The following is an 18,073-nucleotide window of genomic DNA, read 5'->3' as shown; positions in this document are numbered from 1 at the left end:
ACATGTCGCCGCGAAGCCGGCGGCCCCTGCGGCGGCGCCCGCCGGGCGGGCCCTAGCCCTGGATGAACTGCATCTGCGTGCCGGCCAGCTCGACGAGGTCGCCGCTGCGCAGCGCGATGGATTCGCCGGTCAGCGGGATGCCGTTGACGCTGGGGCGCTCGCTGCCCTCGACGTGCGCGAACACGTAGCCGGTGGGGCGCTTGGTGATGGAGGCGACCTGCACGCCGGGCTTGCCGAGCGTGGTGACGACCTTGGTCAGCGCGACTTCGCGGCCGGCCGCGGCGCCGGTGAGCACCCTGATCGTGGCCGGGCCGATGGCGCCGTTGCCGCCGCCGATCGAGCCGAAGGCGGAGGTCAGCCCGATGTTCGGCGGCGCGCCGGAGCCGGGCTTGAGGATCATGGTCTTTTCGTAGTCCCCGCCGTCGTTGAGCAGGAACTTGATCTTGTACTTGCCGATCTCGACGGTGTCGTTGTCGGCCAGCAGTTGCTTCTTGATGGCCTTGCCGTTGATGTAGGTGCCGTTGGTGGAGTTGAGGTCTTCGATGAAGACGTCGGCGCCGACCATCTGCAGCACGGCGTGTTCGCCCGACACCGCGAGGTTGTCGATGACGATGTCGTTGTAGGGACGCCGGCCGAGCGTGGTCTTGTCCTTGGTGATCTGTACCTCCTTGATCACCACGCCGTCGAGCGAAACCACCAGTTTGCCCATGAATGACCTCAAGTTCTGTTGTTCGTGCGGTGACGCTCGGGCGCGGGCTCAGAGGCCGCCGCGCCGGCCGAAGGGCCACCAGCCCCGGCCTTCGGGCCGTTGGCGGCTTTGCGCATGGGCCAGGATGAGGGCGATGTTATCGCGCCCGCCGCGGTCGTTGGCCGCGTCCACCAGCGCGCGCGCGGCCTCGGGCAGCGCCGGGTGGCCGTTGAGCAGGCCGGCGAGGCTGTCGTCGTCGAGCATGTCGGACAGCCCGTCGGAGCAGAGCAGGAAGGTGTCGCCGGGCTGCACTTCGTGCAGGTGCAGCTCCATCAGCACGGTGTCTTCCACGCCGACGGCGCGGGTGACGAGGTTTTTGTTGCTGGAGAAGGCGGCCTCCTGCGCGGTCAGCAGGCCGGCGTCGATCTGCTCCTGCAGCAGCGAGTGGTCGCGCGTGATCTGGGTGAGCCGCCCGGCGCGCAGGCGGTAGGCGCGCGAGTCGCCCACGTGGCCGATCAGCAGGCCTTCCGGGCGGAACACGCCGAGCACCAGCGTCGTGCCCATGCCGGTGTAGCGCGGGTTGGCGTTGGCGGCGTTGAAGATGGCGCGGTTGGCGTTGTCGACGCAGATGTCCATCGCGCGCCGGACTTCGCCGGCCCGCGCGTCGCGGCCGCCGTCCTTGAGCCAGCGGCCGAGCTCGGTGGCGACGAAGCTGGTCAGCATCTGGCTGGCCACCTCGCCCGCGTTGTAGCCGCCCATGCCGTCGGCCAGCACGGCCAGGCCGGCGGCGGCGTCCAGCGCGACCGAGTCTTCGTTGTTGTCGCGCGCGCGGCCCACGTCGGTGGTGCTGAAGAACTCCAGGGTCATGGGGCTGGCGGTGGCTCGTCGGGCGCGTGGGGCTCGGCAGGGGAGCGGCGATTCTGCCCTGCTTCCTCCGGCGTCAAGCGCAGTGTTTGCGCGAACGGATCGGCGGCGGCGGGCGCGGCGGCGGCGGGCGGCGCGGGCTCGGTCAGCAGGTCCATGACGAGCACGGCCTCCAGGTCGCGGGCCATCTGCTCGCCCGAGGCGTAGCGCAGCTCCGGGCGCTTTTCCAGCGCCACGGCCAGCACCAGCGCGAGCGATTCGGGCAGGCCGGGCCGGCGCGTGCGCAGGTCGGGCGCGGGCTCGGTGGCGATCTGCTGCATCAGCCGCGCCATCGAGTCGCTCTGGTGCGGCAGCGTGCCGGTGAACAGCTGGTAGAGCAGCACGCCCAGCGAGTAGAGGTCGCTGCGGCCGTCCACCGCCAGCCCGGCGAGCTGCTCGGGCGACATGAAGGACGGCGTGCCCAGCACGAGGCCGGTGCGGGTGCGGCTGCCGTCGCCGACGCGGGCGATGCCGAAGTCCATCAGCTTCAGGCTGCCGTTGACGCGGTCCAGCATCACGTTGGCGGGCTTGATGTCGCGGTGGATGACGCCGTGGCCGTGCGCATGGTGCAGCGCGCGCGCCAGCCGCACGCCGAGCTGCGCCACCTCGCGCACCGGCAGCAGCTGGCCGGGCCGGGTGAAGGCGCTGAGGTCGCGACCCAGCGCGTACTCCAGCGCCAGCCAGGCGTCGTCGCCGTCCTGGCCGGCGTCCACCACCTGCAGGATGTCGGGGTGCTGCAGCGCCCCGGCGGCGCGGGCCTCGCGCATGAAGCGCTCGCGCACGTCGGCCAGGTCCTCGGCGGAGAACTCGCGGCTCAGCGCCAGCCGCTTGATGGCGACCTGGCGGCCGGTGGCGCGCTGCGTGGCCTTGTAGACGACGGCCATGGCGCCGCGGCCGATCTCGGCGCCGAGGTCGAAGTCGCGCAGGTCGGGCGGCGCGGCGGGCCCGGGCGGCCCGGCCGGCGCCGCCGCGGGCTCGCCGGGCGGCGGCGTGCCGGCGGCGCGGCCGACCAGGCGCTGCCAGAACCCGGGCTTGCTCGTGGCCATGTGCGCGCGGCGCCCGGTCAGGCCTTGGCGGCCTTCGACCGCATCAGCCCGAGCGCCACCACGAGGATGGCGCCGGCGATGCCCACCGTGTAGCCCAGGTCGTGCAGGTTGACGCTGAACCAGGACGCCAGCGCCGTGTCGGTCACGGCCATCTCGCCGGCCACGAAGCCCAGCAGCGCCGCGCCCAGCGTGATGATGGCCGGGAAGCGCTGCATCAGCTTGAGCAGCAGCGTGCTGCCGAAGACGATCAGCGGGATGGACAGGCCCAGGCCGATGAGCAGCAGCACCGGCCGCATCGGCGCGGCCGCCGCGCTGGCGGCGGCGGCGATGGCGACGACGTTGTCCAGGCTCATGGCCAGGTCGGCCAGCAGGATGGTGCGGATGGCGGCCCACAGCCCGTTCACCTCGCCCACCTCGGCCTCCTCGTCGGCCTGGGTCATCAGCTTGACGCCGATCCACACCAGCAGCGCCGCGCCCACCAGCTTCAGCCAGGGCAGTTGCAGCAGCTGGATGGCGAACAGCGCCAGCAGCACGCGCATCAGGATGGCCGCCGCCGCGCCGCCGATGATGGCGTTGCGCTGCTGGCGCGGCGGCAGCCGGCGCGTGGCCAGCGCGATGACGACGGCGTTGTCGCCCGACAGCAGGATGTCGGCCCAGATGATCTTCAGCAGCGCGAAGAAGAAGGAGGCGTCGAGGTGGTCCATGGCAGGCAATGAAAAAGCCGCCGGGCGGTGACCCGGCGGCCTGGTCTCGGGGCGAAGCCCCGATTACAGCAGGGCCTTGAGCAGCTTGCCCATTTCGGAGGGGTTGCGCGTGACCGTGAAGCCGCACTCTTCCATGATGGCGAGCTTGGCGTCGGCGGTGTCGGCGCCGCCGGAGATCAGTGCGCCGGCATGGCCCATGCGCTTGCCCGGAGGGGCGGTGACGCCGGCGATGAAGCCGACGATGGGCTTCTTCATGTTGGCCTTGCACCAGCGGGCGGCTTCCGCCTCGTCGGGGCCGCCGATCTCGCCGATCATGATGACGGCGTCGGTGTCCGGGTCGTCGTTGAAGGCCTTCATCACGTCGATGTGCTTCAGGCCGTTGATCGGGTCGCCGCCGATGCCCACGGCCGACGACTGGCCGATGCCCAGCTCGGTCAGCTGCGCGACGGCCTCATAGGTCAGCGTGCCGGAGCGCGAGACGACGCCGACGCGGCCCTTGCGGTGGATGTGGCCGGGCATGATGCCGATCTTGATTTCCTCGGGCGTGATCAGGCCCGGGCAGTTGGGGCCCAGCAGCAGCGTCTTCTTGCCGCCGGCGGCCTCCTTGGCCTTCATCTTGTTGCGCACTTCGAGCATGTCGCGCACGGGGATGCCTTCCGTGATGCAGATGGCCAGGTCCAGGTCGGCCTCGACGGCTTCCCAGATCGCGGCGGCGGCACCGGCGGGCGGCACGTAGATGACAGACACGGTCGCGCCGGTCTGCGCGGCGGCTTCCTTGACGGTCGCGTAGATGGGGATCTCGGAGAACTTCTCGCCGGCCTTCTTCGGGTTCACGCCCGCGACGAAGGCGTTCTTGCCGTTGGCATAGGCCTGGCAGCCCAGCGTGTGGAACTGGCCGGTCTTGCCGGTGATGCCCTGGGTGATGACCTTGGTGTCTTTGTTGATGTAGATCGACATGGTGTGGAACTCCTGGGCTTTACTTGACGGCGGCGACGATCTTCGTGGCCGCTTCGGCCATCGTGTCGGCCGCGATGATGGGCAGGCCGGATTCGGCCAGCATCTTCTTGCCCAGCTCTTCGTTGGTGCCCTTCATGCGCACGACCAGCGGCACGCTCAGGTTCACGGCCTTGCAGGCGCTGATGACGCCCTCGGCGATGGTGTCGCACTTCATGATGCCGCCGAAGATGTTGACCAGGATGCCCTTCACTTCCGGGTTCTTCAGCATGATCTTGAAGGCCTCGGTGACCTTCTCGGCCGTGGCGCCGCCGCCGACGTCCAGGAAGTTGGCCGGCTCGCCGCCGAACAGCTTGATGGTGTCCATCGTCGCCATCGCCAGGCCGGCGCCGTTCACCAGGCAGCCGATGTTGCCGTCCAGGCTGATGTAGGCCAGGTCGAACTTGGAGGCCTCGATCTCGGCCGCGTCTTCTTCGTCGAGGTCGCGGTAGGCGACGATCTCGGGGTGGCGGAACAGCGCGTTGGCGTCGAAGTTGAACTTCGCATCCAGCGCCATCAGGTTGCCCTTGCTGTCACGGTTCAGCGGGTTGATTTCCACCAGCGCCGCGTCGGTGTCCATGTAGCACTTGTAGAGCTTGGCGAACAGGTCGACGGCCTGGTCCACCGTGTGGCCTTCCATGCCGATGGCCGCGGCCACCTTCCTGGACTGCTCGGCGGTGATGCCGGTCAGCGGGTCGATCATCTCGGTGATGATCTTCTCGGGCGTGCTGTGGGCCACCTCTTCGATGTCCATGCCGCCTTCGCTGGACGCGATCAGCGCAACCTTCTGCGTGGCGCGGTCGGTCACCAGCGAGATGTAGAACTCCTTGCCAATGTCGGCGCCGTCCTCGATGTACAGGCGGCGCACCTTCTGGCCTTCGGGGCCGGTCTGGTGCGTCACGAGCTGCATGCCCAGGATGGCCTCGGACTTTGCCTTCACGTCGTCGATGGTCTTGGCGACCTTGACGCCGCCGCCCTTGCCGCGGCCGCCGGCATGGATCTGGGCCTTGACGACCCAGACCGGGCCGCCCAGCTTCTGCGCCGCTTCGACGGCTTCCTGCACGGTGAAGGCCGGGATGCCGCGCGGCACCGGCACGCCGAACTGGCGCAGGATTTCTTTGCCCTGGTATTCGTGGATTTTCATGGCTGGGTCTTTCGGGTCGGGGAAGTCAGGAAGCGGTCGGGGCCGGCTCTGGGGCCAGATGCCAGCGGGGGTAGAACTTGGCGACGGTGGCGCTGTCGCGCTTCAGCGCATGGCAGCGGTCGAGCTGGAAGGGCGGGTTGCCGTCGGCGTCGCCCTCGCGCGTGTCGATGACGGCGCCGGCCAGCGCCTGGAGGACGGCCGTCGGCACCACCTGGCACAGCTCGGTGATGTGGGTGCAGCCGCGCGTGCCGCCCAGGCGCTCCTTGACGGCCTGGCGGAAGCCCTTCATCAGGTTCAGGCCGACGAGCCGGGCATAGGCATCGCCGTGCCGGTCGCAGGCGCCGGCGTAGGGCATCCAGAGCGTGTCGGACGTGGCGGCGGTGATCGTCAAGGTCGCGTCGACGGTCAGGTACAGGCGCATCTGGTGGATCGGGTCGCCGGCCCGGCGCGTTTCGCCGGCCAGCGGCACGTCGTGCGACTTGGTGTCGGTGAGGCTGGCTTCGACGTCGAACAGGCCGTCATCGCGCATGAACACCTGCACATCGAGGGCGCGGCGATGGAGCGGGCGGCGCGTGATGGACGGGTGGGCGGCGGGCATGCGAAGGGGGATGGGGCGAATCAACCCGGCCGTTGCCGGGACGGTGGTGCACCGGCGCCACCGCCGCCGTGCCGGAAGAGGCTGGGGCTGGCGACCGGACGAACCGCCGTTTTTGGGCAGGCGGCAATGTAGCACGGAGGGTCGCCCCGCCCCTGCGCCCGGGGTGACATCGCCCTGGGGCCGGCCGGGTGCCGTGGGGCAGGGCTTCAGGCCGCCCGCAGCAGTCGCCGCACGACGTCGGCGGCGAATCCGCGGGCCAGCAGGAAGCGGGCCTGGCGCGCCTGCTCGGTGGCGTCCTGCGCCGGCTCGGGGCCGAAGCGCTTCAGCCACACCTCGCGGGCGCGCTCCAGCTCGGTGGCGCGCAGCGCGGCCTGCTGGTCGGCGCCCAGCCTCAGCCCGTGCCGGGCCAGCTCCTGCTGGATGCGCTGCGCACCGAACCGGCCGGCGCGCAGGTGCAGCCGGGATTCGACGAAGCGGGCGTCGTCGAGGTGGCCATCGGCGGCGAGCGTGGCCAGCAGCGCGTCCACGGTGGCGGCGGCGCTGCCGGCGTCGTCGGCGTCGGCGTCGGCGTCGGCTTCCTCGGCCTCGGGCCGCGGGCCGGGGGCGTCGTCAAGGCCGGCACCGGCTTCTCCGCGGGCCGCAGCTGCTGCGGCCGACACGGCGGCGGCGCGCAGGCGCTGCTGCTCGATGCGCAGCAGCTTGCGCCGCAGTTCCGTGTGGCTGTGTTCGCGCTGGGCCAGCAGCCCGATGGCCCGGGCCTTCAGCGACAGGGGCGCACGCGCCATGGCTGGCGGGCCGCTGCCGGGCTCATTCCGCTGCCGGGGCGTTCAGCGGCGCGACGCCCAGTGATTCCCGGATCTTGTTCTCGATCTCGTGGGCAATGTCGGGGTTCTCGCGCAGGAACTCGCGGGCGTTGTCCTTGCCCTGGCCGATCTTTTCGCCCTGGTAGGCGTACCAGGCGCCGGACTTGTCGACGACCTTGGCGACGACGCCCATGTCGACGATCTCGCCCTCGCGGCTGATGCCCTCGCCGTAGAGGATGTCGAACTCGGCCGTCTTGAAAGGCGGGCTGACCTTGTTCTTGACGACCTTGACCTTGGTCTCGGAGCCGATGACCTCGTCGCCCTTCTTGATCGAGCCGATGCGGCGGATGTCCAGGCGCACGGAGGCGTAGAACTTCAGCGCGTTGCCGCCGGTGGTCGTCTCGGGGCTGCCGAACATGACGCCGATCTTCATGCGGATCTGGTTGATGAAGATGACGGTGCAGTTGGTCTTCTTGATCGTGGCGGTCAGCTTGCGCAGCGCCTGGCTCATCAGCCGGGCCTGCAGGCCGGGCAGGCTGTCGCCCATCTCGCCTTCGATTTCGGCCTTGGGCGTCAGCGCGGCGACGGAGTCGATGACGATCAGGTCCACCGAGCCGGAGCGCACCAGCGCGTCGACGATTTCGAGCGCCTGCTCGCCAGTGTCGGGCTGGCTGATGAGCAGATCGGTCAGGTCGACGCCGAGCTTCTGCGCGTACTGCACGTCCAGCGCGTGCTCGGCGTCGATGAAGGCGCAGACGCCCTGCAGCTTCTGCATCTCGGCGATGACCTGCAGCGTCAGCGTGGTCTTGCCGGAGGACTCGGGGCCGTAGATCTCGATGACGCGGCCGCGCGGCAGGCCGCCGACGCCCAGGGCGATGTCCAGGCCCAGCGAGCCGGTGGAGACGACCTGGATGTCCTCCAGCGCCTCGCCTTCGCCGAGCCGCATGATGGAGCCCTTGCCGAACTGCTTTTCGATCTGGGCGAGGGCGGCCTGCAGGGCCTTGGCTTTTTCGGTGTTCAGGGCTTTGACCGGGGCGTCCATGCGAATCTCCGTGGGTATGGGTGAATTATGGGGCAATCTGTATGTTTGTACAGTAGTTTTGTCCACCCGATCCGCGGCGGTCGCCGGATCAGGATTGATGAGCATCGTAGGCGCCTGGTGGCTCATGGGGTGAGCCAGAACGGCAGCGCCTAACATCCGCCCAGGAGACAAGAGACATGCGCATCCTGATTGCCGAAGACGACCAAGTGCTGGCCGATGGCCTGTTGCGTGCGCTGCGGGCGTCGGGCTATGCGGTGGACCGCGTGAGCAGCGGCACGGAGGCCGACACGGCGCTGGCGACGCACGAGTTCGATCTGGTCATCCTGGACCTGGGCCTGCCGCGGCTGCACGGGCTGGAGGTGCTGCGCAAGCTGCGCGCGCGCGGCTCGACGATGCCGGTGCTGATCCTGACGGCGGCGGACAGCGTCGAGCAGCGCGTCAAGGGGCTGGACCTGGGCGCGGACGACTACATGGCCAAGCCGTTCTCGCTGCAGGAGCTGGAGGCGCGCGTGCGGGCGCTGACCCGGCGCGGCCTGGGCACGGCCAGCAGCGTCATCAAGCACGGGCCGCTGAGCTTCGACGCCACCGGCCGCGTGGCCTACATCCACGAGCAGATGCTGGAGCTGTCGGCGCGCGAGCTGTCGCTGCTGGAGGTGCTGCTGCAGCGCGCCGGGCGGCTGGTCAGCAAGGACCAGCTCGTGGAGCGGCTGTGCGAGTGGGGCGAGGAGGTCTCGAACAACGCGATCGAGGTCTACATCCACCGGCTGCGCAAGAAGATCGAGCAGGGGCCGATCCGCATCGCCACCGTGCGCGGCCTGGGCTACTGCCTGGAAAAGATTCCCTCGTAGCCGATGCCGGGCAACGACGGCAGCCGCCAGCAGGGCTCGCTGTTCGGCGAGATCCTGGACTGGATGCTCGCGCCGCTGCTGCTGATCTGGCCGATCAGCGTGGCGCTGACCTGGCTGGTGGCGCAGGGCATCGCCGGCCGGCCCTATGACCGTGAGCTGGGCGAGGTGGCGCGCAGCCTGGGGCTGCAGGTGGCGGCGGCGGCCGCGTCGGCGCCGGCCGGGCCGGGCCGGGTGCGCGACCGCTACGCGCTGGTGCCCGAGGCGGCGGCGCTGCTGCGGGCGGATGCGTCGGACACGGTCTTCTACCAGGTGCTGGGCCTGCGCGGCGAACTGCTCAGCGGCGACGCGACGCTGCCGGTGCCCACCGAGGACGCGCCGCCGGTGCCGGGGGAGCTGCACTTCCGCGACGACGAGGTGGGCGCGGACGCGGTGCGCGTGGCCTACCTGTGGGTGGCGCCGGAGGGCACGCCCGGCGCGGGCCGGACGATGCTGGTGCAGGTGGCCGAGACGCTGGGCAAGCGCGCGCGGCTGACCAACGAGATCATCAAGGGCGTCATCCTGCCGCAGTTCGTCATCCTGCCGCTGGCGGTGCTGCTGGTGTGGCTGGCGCTGGCGCGCGGCATCGCGCCGCTGAACGAGCTGCAGCGGCGCATCCGCTCGCGCGAAAGCTCGGACCTGTCGCCCATCGACGAGCAGCGCGTGCCCGACGAGGTGGCGCCGCTGGTGCAGGCCATCAACGACCTGCTGGCGCGACTGGACTCGTCGATGAGCCGGCAGAAGCATTTCCTGGCCGACGCGGCGCACCAGCTGAAGACGCCGCTGGCCGGGCTGCGCACGCAGGCGGAGCTGATCCAGCGCGAGATCGACGCCGGCCGCGCGTCGCCCGACGAGCTGAAGCGCTCGCTTGCGCACATCGCCCGCGCCAGCGAGCGGGCGGCGCACATGGTCAACCAGTTGCTGGCGATGGCGCGCGCGGAGGACGCCGAGCAGGCCATGCGGCGCGAGCCGCTGAACCTCGCGGAGATCGCCATCGACACCGTGCGCGACTTCGTGCCGCGCGCGCTGGAGCGGCGCATCGACCTGGGCTACGACGGCGTGCTGCCGGACGCCAGCCGGCTGCGCGTGCAGGGCCAGCCGGTGCTGCTGGGCGAGCTGATCCGCAACCTGGTCGACAACGCGCTGCTGTACACGCCAGCCGGCGGGCTGGTGACGGTGCGGGTGGTGGAGGACCCGTTCGGCCAGGTCGTCGTGCTGCAGGTGGAGGACACCGGGCCGGGCATCGCGCCGGGCGAGCGCGAGAAGGTGTTCCAGCCGTTCTACCGGGCCCTGGGCAGCGGCGCGGAGGGCTCGGGTCTGGGCCTGGCCATCGTGCGCGAGATCGTGCAGCAGCACGACGCCGAGCTGGCGCTGGACGACACCCGCGTGCGCCGCGCGGCCGGGGGCGAATCGCCCGACGGCCAGGGGCCGGGGGCACGCTTCACGGTGCGCTTCCCGGCGGCGGCCACGGCCGCTACGTCTTGACCAGCTTGCGCGCCCGCGCGATCGACATCAGCAGCCCCAGGCTCAGCCCCAGCGTCACCATGGCCGTGCCGCCGTAGCTGATGAAGGGCAGCGGCACGCCCACCACCGGCAGGATGCCGCTGACCATGCCCATGTTGACGAACACATAGGTGAAGAAGGACAGCGTCACCGCGCCGGCCAGCAGGCGGCTGAAGAGGGTGGGCGCGTCGGAGGCGATCACCAGCCCGCGGAAGATCAGCGCCGTGAAGCCGGCCATCAGCGCCAGCGCGCCCGCCAGGCCGAACTCCTCGCCGAAGGCGGCGAAGATGAAGTCGGTCGTGCGCTCGGGGATGAATTCCAGGTGGGTCTGCGTGCCCTGCATGAAGCCCTTGCCGGTCACGCCGCCGGAGCCGATCGCGATCTCGCCCTGGATGATGTGGAAGCCCTTGCCCAGCGGGTCCTTCGACGGGTCCAGCAGCGTGCAGACGCGGTGCTTCTGATATTCCTTGAGCACGGGCCAGGCCACGTCGGGCTCGCAGATGCGGTCCTCGCTCGCCACCAGCGCGGTGATGCCGGCGGCAGCCAGCACGAAGGCCGGCACGATCAGCTTCCACGGCAGGCCGGCGAAGAAGATCACGTACAGCCCCGCGGCCAGCACCAGCAGGCTGGTGCCCAGGTCGGGCTGCTTGGCGATCAGCAGGAAGGGCAGCAGCAGCAGGCCGAACGCGGCGATGAAGTCCGGCCAGCGCAGGATGCCCTCGCGCTTCTGGAACCACCAGGCCAGCATCAGCGGCGTGGCGATCTTCAGCAGCTCCGACGGCTGGATGACGATGCCCACGTTGAGCCAGCGCGTCGCGCCCTTCTTGGTGATGCCGAACGCGGCGGTGGCCAGCAGCAGCGCCACGCCCGCCGCGTACAGCGGGATCGCCACCGCCATCAGCCGCTGCGGCGGCACCTGGGCGACGATGAACATCAGCCCCAGGCCCAGCGCCATGTTGCGCGCGTGGTCGACGAAGCGGGTGCCGTGGTCGAAGCCGGCGGAGTACATGCACAGCAGCCCCCAGCCGCACAGCCAGCCGATGGCCAGCAGCAGCGGCAGGTCGAAGCCGCTGAGCCAGGGCTTGAGGCGGCTCAGCAGCGGCGCGCGGGCGATGACGGTCATCGTGAGGCTCCTGACGCGGGTGCCGGCGCCGAGCCCGCCGCGGAGGCGGCCGATGCCGCGGCGGCCGGGGCGCCCTGGCCGGGCAGCGGCACGTCGGCCGCGCGGCGCGGCGTGCCGATCGGCGCGAAGGTCTGGCCGAGCTGGGTCTTGGCGATGTCTTCCTCGCTGGGGTAGATGTCGGCGAGCAGGTAGTCGAACACGCGGCGCGCGATCGGCGCGGCCGAGGCATTGCCCCAGCCGGCGTTCTCGACGATGACGGCCAGCGCGACGCGGGGCTGGCCGGTCGGCGCGAAGCCGACGTACAGCGAGTGGTCGCGCTTGCGCTCGTCGGCCTTGATGGCGCTGTAGCGCTCGCCCGCCCGCAGGCCCACGGCCTGGGCGGTGCCGGTCTTGCCGCCGCTCAGGTAGGGCGCGTTGGCGAACACCTGGCGCCCGGTGCCTTCCTGCGTCACGCCGGTCATCGCGTTCTGGATGACGGCCACGTCGGCGGGCCGCAGCGGCAGCGGCTCCAGCGCGTCGCTGGCGACGCGGCGGCGCTCGTGCTTCACCACGTCCTCGATCTCGCGCACCAGGCGCGGCTTGAAGCGCTGGCCGCCCGAGGCGATGGTGGCGTAGGCGTTGGCCATCTGCAGCATCGTGAAGTTGTTGTAGCCCTGGCCGATGCCCAGCGAGATGGTCTCGCCGGCATACCACTTCTGGTTGAAGCGGCGCCGCTTCCAGTCGGTGGACGGCAGCACGCCGGTCACCTCGCCCAGCATGTCGATCTCGGTCTTGCGGCCCAGGCCGAACGGCTCCAGCTCGTCGTGGATCAGGTCCACGCCCATCTCGTTGGCGAGGCTGTAGAAGTAGACGTTGCTGGACGACACGATGGCCAGCCGCATGTCCTTGGGGCCGGGCCGGTCGGTCTCCGGGCTGCCGAAGCTGCGGCCGCCGAAGCTGTAGGTCAGGTTGTCCATGATGACCGTGCCCGGCGCGCGCTTGCCGCTGTTCAGCGCGGCCATGGCCATCAGCGGCTTGAAGGTCGAGCCCGGCGGGTAGGTGCCGCGCAGCGCGCGATTCAGCAGCGGCTTGTCGATGTCCTCGTTGAGCTCGCGCCAGCTGTCCGCGTCGATGCCGTCGACGAACAGGTTGGGGTCGAAGGTGGGCTTGGAGACGAAGGCCAGCACCTCGCCGTTGCGCGGGTCGATGGCCACCAGCGCGCCGCGCCGCTCGCCGAACAGCTGCTCCACCAGCGCCTGCAGCTTGATGTCGATGGACAGGTTCAGCGTGTTGCCGGGCGTGGGCGGCCGGTGGTCCAGCCGGCGCACCGCGCGGCCGCCGGCGCTGGTCTCCACCTGCTCGAAGCCGGTCGTGCCGTGCAGCTCGCGCTCGTAGGCCTGCTCCAGCCCCAGCTTGCCGATGTACTCGGTGCCGCGGTAGTTGGCGAGGTCTTCCTCCTCCCAGTCGTCCATGGCCTTCTTCTCGGCCTGGTTGATGCGGCCGATGTAGCCGATCAGGTGGGCGCCGATGTCGCCCAGCGGGTAGGAGCGGAACAGCCGCGCCTTGATCTCCACGCCCGGGAAGCGGTAGCGCTGCGCGGTGAAGCGGGCCACCTCCTCGTCCGTCAGCTTGGTGCGGATGGGCAGCGAGTCGGTGTGCTTGGCCTCGTCGGCCAGGCGCTTGAAGCGGCGCCGGTCGCGGGGCTGGATGTCGATGAGCTGGCCCAGCGCCTCGATGGTGGCGTCCAGGTCCGCGACCTTCTCGGGGTTGATCTCCAGCGTGTAGGCCGAGTAGTTGCTGGCCAGCACGACGCCGTTGCGGTCCTTGATGAGCCCGCGGTTGGGCACGATGGGCACGATGGCGATGCGGTTGGACTCGGCGCGCTCGGCGAAGCTGTCGTGCTGCACCACCTGCAGCCACACCAGCCGCGCCACCAGCAGCCCGAAGCAGAACAGCACGAACGCGCCCGCCGCCAGCACGCGCAGCCGGAAGCGCGACAGCTCCTGGTGGAGGTTCTTGAGGACGAGCACGTGGACCCGGGCTTACAGAGGGCGGTGCGCGTCGCGGTCGGGCGCGCGCCGCTGCGGCGCCAGCAGCAGCAGGCTGGCGAGCGGCCACAGCGCGGCCTCGAACACCGGCGCCAGCAGCACGCTCCAGCCCGGCCACATGCCGCCGACCGCCATGCGCACCGCCAGCGCCAGCACATGGGCGGCGAAGAACAGCGGCAGCACCTGGATGGTCTGCGCGCCGATGCTGAACCACGGCAGGCGGCGGTGCAGCGAGATGGCGCCGAAGCTCAGCGCGCTGTAGGCCAGCGCGTGCTGGCCCAGCACCGCGCCGTCGTGCACGTCCACCAGCAGTCCGAACGCGAACGCCCACAGCACGCCCACCCGGCGCGGCTGGTGCACGCCCCAGAACACCAGCACGACGGCCAGCGCGTCCGGCATCGCGGCGACGCGGCCGACCGGCACCATGTCGATCATCAGCGCCACGGCCAGCGTGAAGGCGATGAACCAGGGGTTGGCGGGAAGCAGCAGCTTCTCGGCGGCGCGCGGCATGATCATGGCGAGCCTCCCGTGGCCGCCGACGCCTTCGCGGCCGCCTTGGCGGCGCGCTCCTCCTTCTTCGCGGTGCGCAGCGCCGCCTTCGCCTCGGCCGCCGACGCCGCCTCCGCCGCGGCGACCGCCTCGGCCTCCTGCTTGGCCGCGAGGTGCCGGTCCATGGGCTGCAGCACCAGCACGTGGCGGGCGCCGTCGGGCTGGGCGATGGGCGCCAGCAGCACCTGCGCGAAGCTGGAGTCGCCGCGCCGGCTCACCGCCTTGACCCGGGCCACCGGCAGGCCCGGCGGGTAGACGCCGTCCAGGCCCGAGGTGGTCATCAGGTCGCCCACCTGCACGTCGGCGCTGGCGGTCACGAAGCGCAGCTCCATGCCGGCGCCGTCCGCGCGGCCGGCGGCGGCGTTGCGCATCTGCGTGCGCGCGTTCAGCAGCGGGATGGCGGCGTCCTTGTCGGTCAGCAGCGTCACCTCGGCGGACAGCGGGTACACGCGCGTCACCTGCCCCAGCACGCCGGCATCGTTGATGACGGGCGAGCCGGCGGCCACGCCCTGGGTCGTGCCGCGGTCGATGACGACGCGGCGCGAGAACGGGTCCGGCGCCTCGAACAGGATCTCGGCGGCCAGCGCCGGCACGGTCAGCGATGGCTGCAGGCCCAGCAGCCGGCGCAGCCGGTCGTTCTCGGCCTGCAGCGCCGCCGCGCGCGACAGGCGCTCCGCCTGCGCGCTGAGCTGGCGCCGGGCGAGGTCCTCCGCGGCCATCGCGCGCTGCGTGCCGCGCAGGTAGCCGCCGGCCGTCTCCCAGGCGTCCACCGGCGCCAGCAGCAGGCGCTGCACCGGCTGCAGCACCAGCGCCAGCGCGGCGCGGGCGGGCTGCATCAGCTTGAAGCGCGTGTCCGCCACCATCAGCAGCAGCGCCAGCGCCGAGCACAGCGCGAGCTTGGTCAGCGCCGACGGACCCTGGCGGAAGAACGGCGGCGGGGAGCGGTCGAGGGTGCCGAGGGGCATCGGGAACGGGCGAGGGTGGGGACTCAGCCGGGCGCCGGGCCGCCCCGGGCCGGGTGCGGCATCACTCGGAGGTGAAGATCGAGCCCAGGCGCTCCATGCGCTCCAGCGCCATGCCGCAGCCGCGCACGACGCAGGTCAGCGGGTCCTCGGCCACCAGCACCGGCAGGCCGGTCTCCTCGCCGAGCAGGCGGTCCAGGTCGCGCAGCAGCGCGCCGCCGCCGGTCAGCATCATGCCGCGCTCGGCGATGTCGGCGCCCAGCTCGGGCGGCGTCTGCTCCAGCGCGTTCTTGACGGCGGAGACGATCTGGTTCAGCGGGTCGGTCAGTGCTTCCAGGATCTCGTTGGACGAGATCGTGAAGCTGCGCGGCACACCCTCGGCGAGGTTGCGGCCCTTGACCTCCATCTCCTTGACCTCGGAGCCGGGGAAGGCCGAGCCGATGTTCTTCTTGATGGCCTCGGCGGTCTGCTCGCCGATCAGCATGCCGTAGTTGCGGCGGATGTAGTTGATGATGGACTCGTCGAACTTGTCGCCGCCGACGCGCACGCTGCCCTTGTAGACCATGCCGCCCAGCGAGATGACGCCCACCTCGGTCGTGCCGCCGCCGATGTCCACCACCATCGAGCCCGAGGCCTCGGACACCGGCAGGCCGGCGCCGATCGCGGCGGCCATGGGCTCCTCGATCAGGTAGACCTCGCTGGCGCCCGCGCCCAGCGCCGCGTCGCGGATCGCGCGCTTCTCGACCTGCGTGGAGCCGCAGGGCACGCAGATGATGATGCGCGGGCTGGGCTTGAAGGTCTTGCTGTCGTGGGCCATCTTGATGAACTGCTTGATCATCTGTTCGGTCACGACGAAATCGGCGATCACGCCGTCCTTCATCGGGCGGATCGCCTCGATGTTGCCGGGCACCTTGCCCAGCATGGCCTTGGCCTCGCGGCCGACGGCCTGGATGGTCTTCTTGCCGTTGGGGCCGCCCTCGTGGCGGATCGACACCACCGAGGGCTCGTCCAGCACGATGCCTTTGCCGCGTACGTAGATCAGGGTGTTGGCGGTGCCGAGGTCGATGGCCAGGTCGGTCGAGAAGTAGCGGCGCAGGGAGGCGAACATGGTGGGGGGCGCGGGAGGAGCCTCGCCGGCGCGGCGCGGCTCGAAATCGGGGGGGCTGGAAAGCCGAGAGGCCGCCCGGGCGGCGACGCCTGGCATCGCCGGAGGGCAGCCTCGAAGGCCATGAAGATGGGCGGCGATAATAACCGATCACCTCTGTTTTGAGCCCGTCTGCATTGGCTTTTCGGCTCAATCCTTACACCTGAAAACGCACCATGAGCCTCACCCCAGACGACGTGAGCCGCATCGCCCACCTGGCCCGCCTGGAGCTGCGGCCGGACGAGTCCGCCAGCCTGCTCGGCAACCTGAACGACTTCTTCGAGATCGTCGCGCAGATGGGCGCCGTCGACACCGCCGGCGTCGAGCCGCTGTACACGCCGCTGTCGGCCATCCAGCAGGTGCAGCTGCGCCTGCGCGACGACGCCGTCACCGAGAGCAACCAGCGCGAGCTGAACCAGCGCAGCGCCCCGGCCGTCGAGGACGGCCTCTTCCTCGTTCCCAAGGTCATCGAATGAAGCCCGTTCACGACATGGGCGTGGCCGAGCTGGCCGCTGCCCTGAAAAGCCGCGCGCTGTCCAGCCGCGAGGCCACGCAGGCGCTGCTGAGCCGCATCGCCGCGCACGAGGCGCTGGGCGCCTTCCTGCACGTCGACGCCGACGGCGCGCTGGCCCGGGCCGACGCGGCCGACGCGCAGCTCGCGGCCGGCACGGCCGGCGCGCTGGCCGGCGTGCCGATCGCGCACAAGGACGTCTACGTCACCGCCGACATGCCCACCACGGCCGGCTCGAAGATGCTGGCCAGCTACCGCAGCCCGTTCGACGCGACCGTGGTGGCCCGGCTGAACGCGGCCGGCGCCGTGTCGCTGGGCAAGCTGAACTGCGACGAGTTCGCGATGGGCTCGGCCAACGAGAACAGCGCCTGGTTCCCGGCGCGCAACCCGTGGGACGCGGCGCGCGTGCCGGGCGGCTCGTCCGGCGGCTCGGCGGCGGCCGTGGCCGCGCGCCTGGTGCCCGGCGCCACCGGCACCGACACCGGCGGCTCGATCCGCCAGCCGGCCAGCTTCACCGGCATCACCGGCATCAAGCCGACCTACGGCGTCTGCTCGCGCTACGGGATGATCGCCTTCGCGTCCAGCCTGGACCAGGCCGGCCCGATGGCCCGCTCGGCCGAGGACTGCGCGCTGCTGCTGTCCAGCATGAGCGGCTTCGACGAGCGCGACGCGACCAGCGTCAACCAGCCGCCGCAGGACTTCCATGCGCAGATGCTGGCGGCCCGCGAGGGCGCCACCGCCGCCCAGCCGCTGAAGGGCCTGCGCATCGGCCTGCCGCGCGAGTTCTTCCCCGTAGCGCTGTCGGGCGACGTGAACGCCGCCGTGCGCGCCGGCCTGGCCGAGCTGGAGAAGCTCGGCGCGACGCTGGTGGACGTGAGCCTGCCGCGTACCGAGCTGGCCATCCCGGTCTACTACATCATCGCGCCGGCCGAGGCCAGCTCGAACCTGTCGCGCTTCGATGGCGTCAAGTTCGGCCATCGTGCCGCCAAGTACGACGATCTGCTCGACATGTACAAGAAGACCCGCGCCGAAGGCTTTGGCGCCGAGGTCAAGCGCCGCATCATGATCGGCACCTACGTGCTCTCGCACGGCTACTACGACGCCTACTACCTGCAGGCCCAGAAACTGCGCCGCATGATCGCGGACGACTTCCAGCAGTGCTTCGCGCAGTGCGACCTGATCGCCGGCCCGGTGGCGCCCACCGTCGCCTGGGCGGCCGGCACCGGCGCGGACGACCCGACCCAGGCCTACCTGGCCGACATCTTCACGCTGCCCGGCTCGCTGGCCGGCCTGCCCGGCATGAGCGTGCCGGTGGGCCTGGGCGACGGCGGCATGCCGGTGGGCCTGCAGCTGATCGGCAATTACTTCCAGGAAGGGCGGCTGCTGCATGCCGCGCATGCGCTGCAGCAAGCCACCGACTGGCACCGCGCCGCGCCCTCGGGACTCTGA

Annotated in this window: 18 protein-coding genes; 4 read left to right on the top strand and 14 right to left on the bottom strand. The window is 70.9% G+C overall.

Features of this window, described 5'->3' with window-relative positions:
- Window positions 1-52: 52 nt before the first annotated feature.
- The 9 genes from QM788_RS06760 to recA form a co-directional block, all read right to left on the bottom strand.
- A complete protein-coding gene (locus tag QM788_RS06760) occupies window positions 53-709 on the bottom strand; it encodes an FHA domain-containing protein (protein ID WP_415660716.1) in 657 nt (218 codons plus the stop codon).
- Window positions 710-757: 48 nt separating this feature from the next.
- A complete protein-coding gene (locus QM788_RS06755; protein ID WP_415660715.1) occupies window positions 758-1,555 on the bottom strand; it encodes a Stp1/IreP family PP2C-type Ser/Thr phosphatase in 798 nt (265 codons plus the stop codon).
- Window positions 1,552-2,637 carry a serine/threonine-protein kinase gene (locus QM788_RS06750; protein WP_415660714.1) on the bottom strand — a complete coding sequence of 362 codons (1,086 nt, stop codon included), beginning with the start codon at window positions 2,635-2,637 and terminating at the stop codon, window positions 1,552-1,554. The genes QM788_RS06755 and QM788_RS06750 overlap by 4 nt, the downstream gene beginning before the upstream one ends.
- Before the next feature lie 17 nt (window positions 2,638-2,654).
- On the bottom strand, window positions 2,655-3,341 hold the full coding sequence (locus tag QM788_RS06745) for a TerC family protein (protein WP_415660713.1): 687 nt from the start codon (window positions 3,339-3,341) through the stop codon (window positions 2,655-2,657).
- Window positions 3,342-3,404: 63 nt separating this feature from the next.
- Window positions 3,405-4,298 (bottom strand): succinate--CoA ligase subunit alpha, encoded by an 894-nt coding sequence (gene sucD / locus QM788_RS06740; protein ID WP_415660712.1) that lies wholly within the window; start codon window positions 4,296-4,298, stop codon window positions 3,405-3,407.
- Between the two features lie 19 nt (window positions 4,299-4,317).
- Complete coding sequence (sucC, locus tag QM788_RS06735; RefSeq protein ID WP_415660711.1) at window positions 4,318-5,478, bottom strand: ADP-forming succinate--CoA ligase subunit beta; 1,161 nt, start codon at window positions 5,476-5,478, stop codon at window positions 4,318-4,320.
- Between the two features lie 25 nt (window positions 5,479-5,503).
- A complete protein-coding gene (locus QM788_RS06730) occupies window positions 5,504-6,076 on the bottom strand; it encodes a DUF2889 domain-containing protein (RefSeq protein ID WP_415660710.1) in 573 nt (190 codons plus the stop codon).
- A gap of 206 nt (window positions 6,077-6,282) precedes the next feature.
- Window positions 6,283-6,861: a regulatory protein RecX gene (locus tag QM788_RS06725; protein WP_415660709.1), complete on the bottom strand. Its 579-nt coding sequence runs from the start codon at window positions 6,859-6,861 to the stop codon at window positions 6,283-6,285.
- A gap of 22 nt (window positions 6,862-6,883) precedes the next feature.
- Window positions 6,884-7,921 (bottom strand): recombinase RecA, encoded by a 1,038-nt coding sequence (gene recA, locus QM788_RS06720; RefSeq protein ID WP_415660708.1) that lies wholly within the window; start codon window positions 7,919-7,921, stop codon window positions 6,884-6,886.
- 176 nt (window positions 7,922-8,097) lie between these two features.
- Between recA and QM788_RS06715 the strand changes: the two genes are divergently transcribed.
- Window positions 8,098-8,769, top strand: a complete 672-nt coding sequence (locus QM788_RS06715) for a response regulator (RefSeq protein WP_415660707.1) — start codon at window positions 8,098-8,100, stop codon at window positions 8,767-8,769.
- 3 nt (window positions 8,770-8,772) lie between these two features.
- Window positions 8,773-10,290: a sensor histidine kinase gene (locus QM788_RS06710; protein ID WP_415660706.1), complete on the top strand. Its 1,518-nt coding sequence runs from the start codon at window positions 8,773-8,775 to the stop codon at window positions 10,288-10,290.
- On the opposite strand, the gene rodA is transcribed toward QM788_RS06710, so the two are convergent.
- The 5 genes from rodA to QM788_RS06685 form a co-directional block, all read right to left on the bottom strand.
- Window positions 10,280-11,431 carry a rod shape-determining protein RodA gene (gene rodA / locus QM788_RS06705; protein ID WP_415660705.1) on the bottom strand — a complete coding sequence of 384 codons (1,152 nt, stop codon included), beginning with the start codon at window positions 11,429-11,431 and terminating at the stop codon, window positions 10,280-10,282. The two genes, QM788_RS06710 and rodA, sit on opposite strands and share 11 nt — an antisense overlap.
- Window positions 11,428-13,440, bottom strand: coding sequence for a penicillin-binding protein 2 (mrdA, locus tag QM788_RS06700; protein ID WP_415660704.1), 2,013 nt, complete (start codon window positions 13,438-13,440; stop codon window positions 11,428-11,430). The genes rodA and mrdA overlap by 4 nt, the downstream gene beginning before the upstream one ends.
- A gap of 12 nt (window positions 13,441-13,452) precedes the next feature.
- Window positions 13,453-13,974 (bottom strand): rod shape-determining protein MreD, encoded by a 522-nt coding sequence (gene mreD, locus QM788_RS06695; RefSeq protein ID WP_415660703.1) that lies wholly within the window; start codon window positions 13,972-13,974, stop codon window positions 13,453-13,455.
- Window positions 13,971-14,972: a rod shape-determining protein MreC gene (gene mreC, locus QM788_RS06690; RefSeq protein WP_415660702.1), complete on the bottom strand. Its 1,002-nt coding sequence runs from the start codon at window positions 14,970-14,972 to the stop codon at window positions 13,971-13,973. The genes mreD and mreC overlap by 4 nt, the downstream gene beginning before the upstream one ends.
- Window positions 14,973-15,033: 61 nt before the next feature.
- Window positions 15,034-16,077, bottom strand: a complete 1,044-nt coding sequence (locus QM788_RS06685) for a rod shape-determining protein (protein ID WP_415660701.1) — start codon at window positions 16,075-16,077, stop codon at window positions 15,034-15,036.
- A gap of 212 nt (window positions 16,078-16,289) precedes the next feature.
- Between QM788_RS06685 and gatC the strand changes: the two genes are divergently transcribed.
- Window positions 16,290-16,589: an Asp-tRNA(Asn)/Glu-tRNA(Gln) amidotransferase subunit GatC gene (gene gatC, locus QM788_RS06680; protein ID WP_415660700.1), complete on the top strand. Its 300-nt coding sequence runs from the start codon at window positions 16,290-16,292 to the stop codon at window positions 16,587-16,589.
- Window positions 16,586-18,073 carry an Asp-tRNA(Asn)/Glu-tRNA(Gln) amidotransferase subunit GatA gene (gatA, locus tag QM788_RS06675; protein WP_415660699.1) on the top strand — a complete coding sequence of 496 codons (1,488 nt, stop codon included), beginning with the start codon at window positions 16,586-16,588 and terminating at the stop codon, window positions 18,071-18,073. Before gatC ends, gatA begins: the two co-directional genes overlap by 4 nt.

The sequence above is a fragment of the Roseateles sp. genome (assembly GCF_047654785.1).
Lineage (GTDB): Bacteria > Pseudomonadota > Gammaproteobacteria > Burkholderiales > Burkholderiaceae_C > Pelomonas.
The sequence above is the reverse complement of the archived record's forward strand: the minus strand, read 5'-3'. Positions and strand labels throughout refer to the sequence as shown.

Excerpts from the sequence above, each read along its gene's own strand:
- QM788_RS06760 (WP_415660716.1), bottom strand. The coding sequence starts at position 709 with ATGGGCAAACTGGTGGTTTCGCTCGACGGCGTGGTGATCAAGGAGGTA.
- QM788_RS06755 (WP_415660715.1), bottom strand. The coding sequence starts at position 1,555 with ATGACCCTGGAGTTCTTCAGCACCACCGACGTGGGCCGCGCGCGCGAC.
- QM788_RS06750 (WP_415660714.1), bottom strand. The coding sequence starts at position 2,637 with ATGGCCACGAGCAAGCCCGGGTTCTGGCAGCGCCTGGTCGGCCGCGCC.
- QM788_RS06745 (WP_415660713.1), bottom strand. The coding sequence starts at position 3,341 with ATGGACCACCTCGACGCCTCCTTCTTCTTCGCGCTGCTGAAGATCATC.
- sucD (WP_415660712.1), bottom strand. The coding sequence starts at position 4,298 with ATGTCGATCTACATCAACAAAGACACCAAGGTCATCACCCAGGGCATC.
- sucC (WP_415660711.1), bottom strand. The coding sequence starts at position 5,478 with ATGAAAATCCACGAATACCAGGGCAAAGAAATCCTGCGCCAGTTCGGC.
- QM788_RS06730 (WP_415660710.1), bottom strand. The coding sequence starts at position 6,076 with ATGCCCGCCGCCCACCCGTCCATCACGCGCCGCCCGCTCCATCGCCGC.
- QM788_RS06725 (WP_415660709.1), bottom strand. The coding sequence starts at position 6,861 with ATGGCGCGTGCGCCCCTGTCGCTGAAGGCCCGGGCCATCGGGCTGCTG.
- recA (WP_415660708.1), bottom strand. The coding sequence starts at position 7,921 with ATGGACGCCCCGGTCAAAGCCCTGAACACCGAAAAAGCCAAGGCCCTG.
- QM788_RS06715 (WP_415660707.1), top strand. The coding sequence starts at position 8,098 with ATGCGCATCCTGATTGCCGAAGACGACCAAGTGCTGGCCGATGGCCTG.
- QM788_RS06710 (WP_415660706.1), top strand. The coding sequence starts at position 8,773 with ATGCCGGGCAACGACGGCAGCCGCCAGCAGGGCTCGCTGTTCGGCGAG.
- rodA (WP_415660705.1), bottom strand. The coding sequence starts at position 11,431 with ATGACCGTCATCGCCCGCGCGCCGCTGCTGAGCCGCCTCAAGCCCTGG.
- mreD (WP_415660703.1), bottom strand. The coding sequence starts at position 13,974 with ATGATCATGCCGCGCGCCGCCGAGAAGCTGCTGCTTCCCGCCAACCCC.
- mreC (WP_415660702.1), bottom strand. The coding sequence starts at position 14,972 with ATGCCCCTCGGCACCCTCGACCGCTCCCCGCCGCCGTTCTTCCGCCAG.
- QM788_RS06685 (WP_415660701.1), bottom strand. The coding sequence starts at position 16,077 with ATGTTCGCCTCCCTGCGCCGCTACTTCTCGACCGACCTGGCCATCGAC.
- gatC (WP_415660700.1), top strand. The coding sequence starts at position 16,290 with ATGAGCCTCACCCCAGACGACGTGAGCCGCATCGCCCACCTGGCCCGC.
- gatA (WP_415660699.1), top strand. The coding sequence starts at position 16,586 with ATGAAGCCCGTTCACGACATGGGCGTGGCCGAGCTGGCCGCTGCCCTG.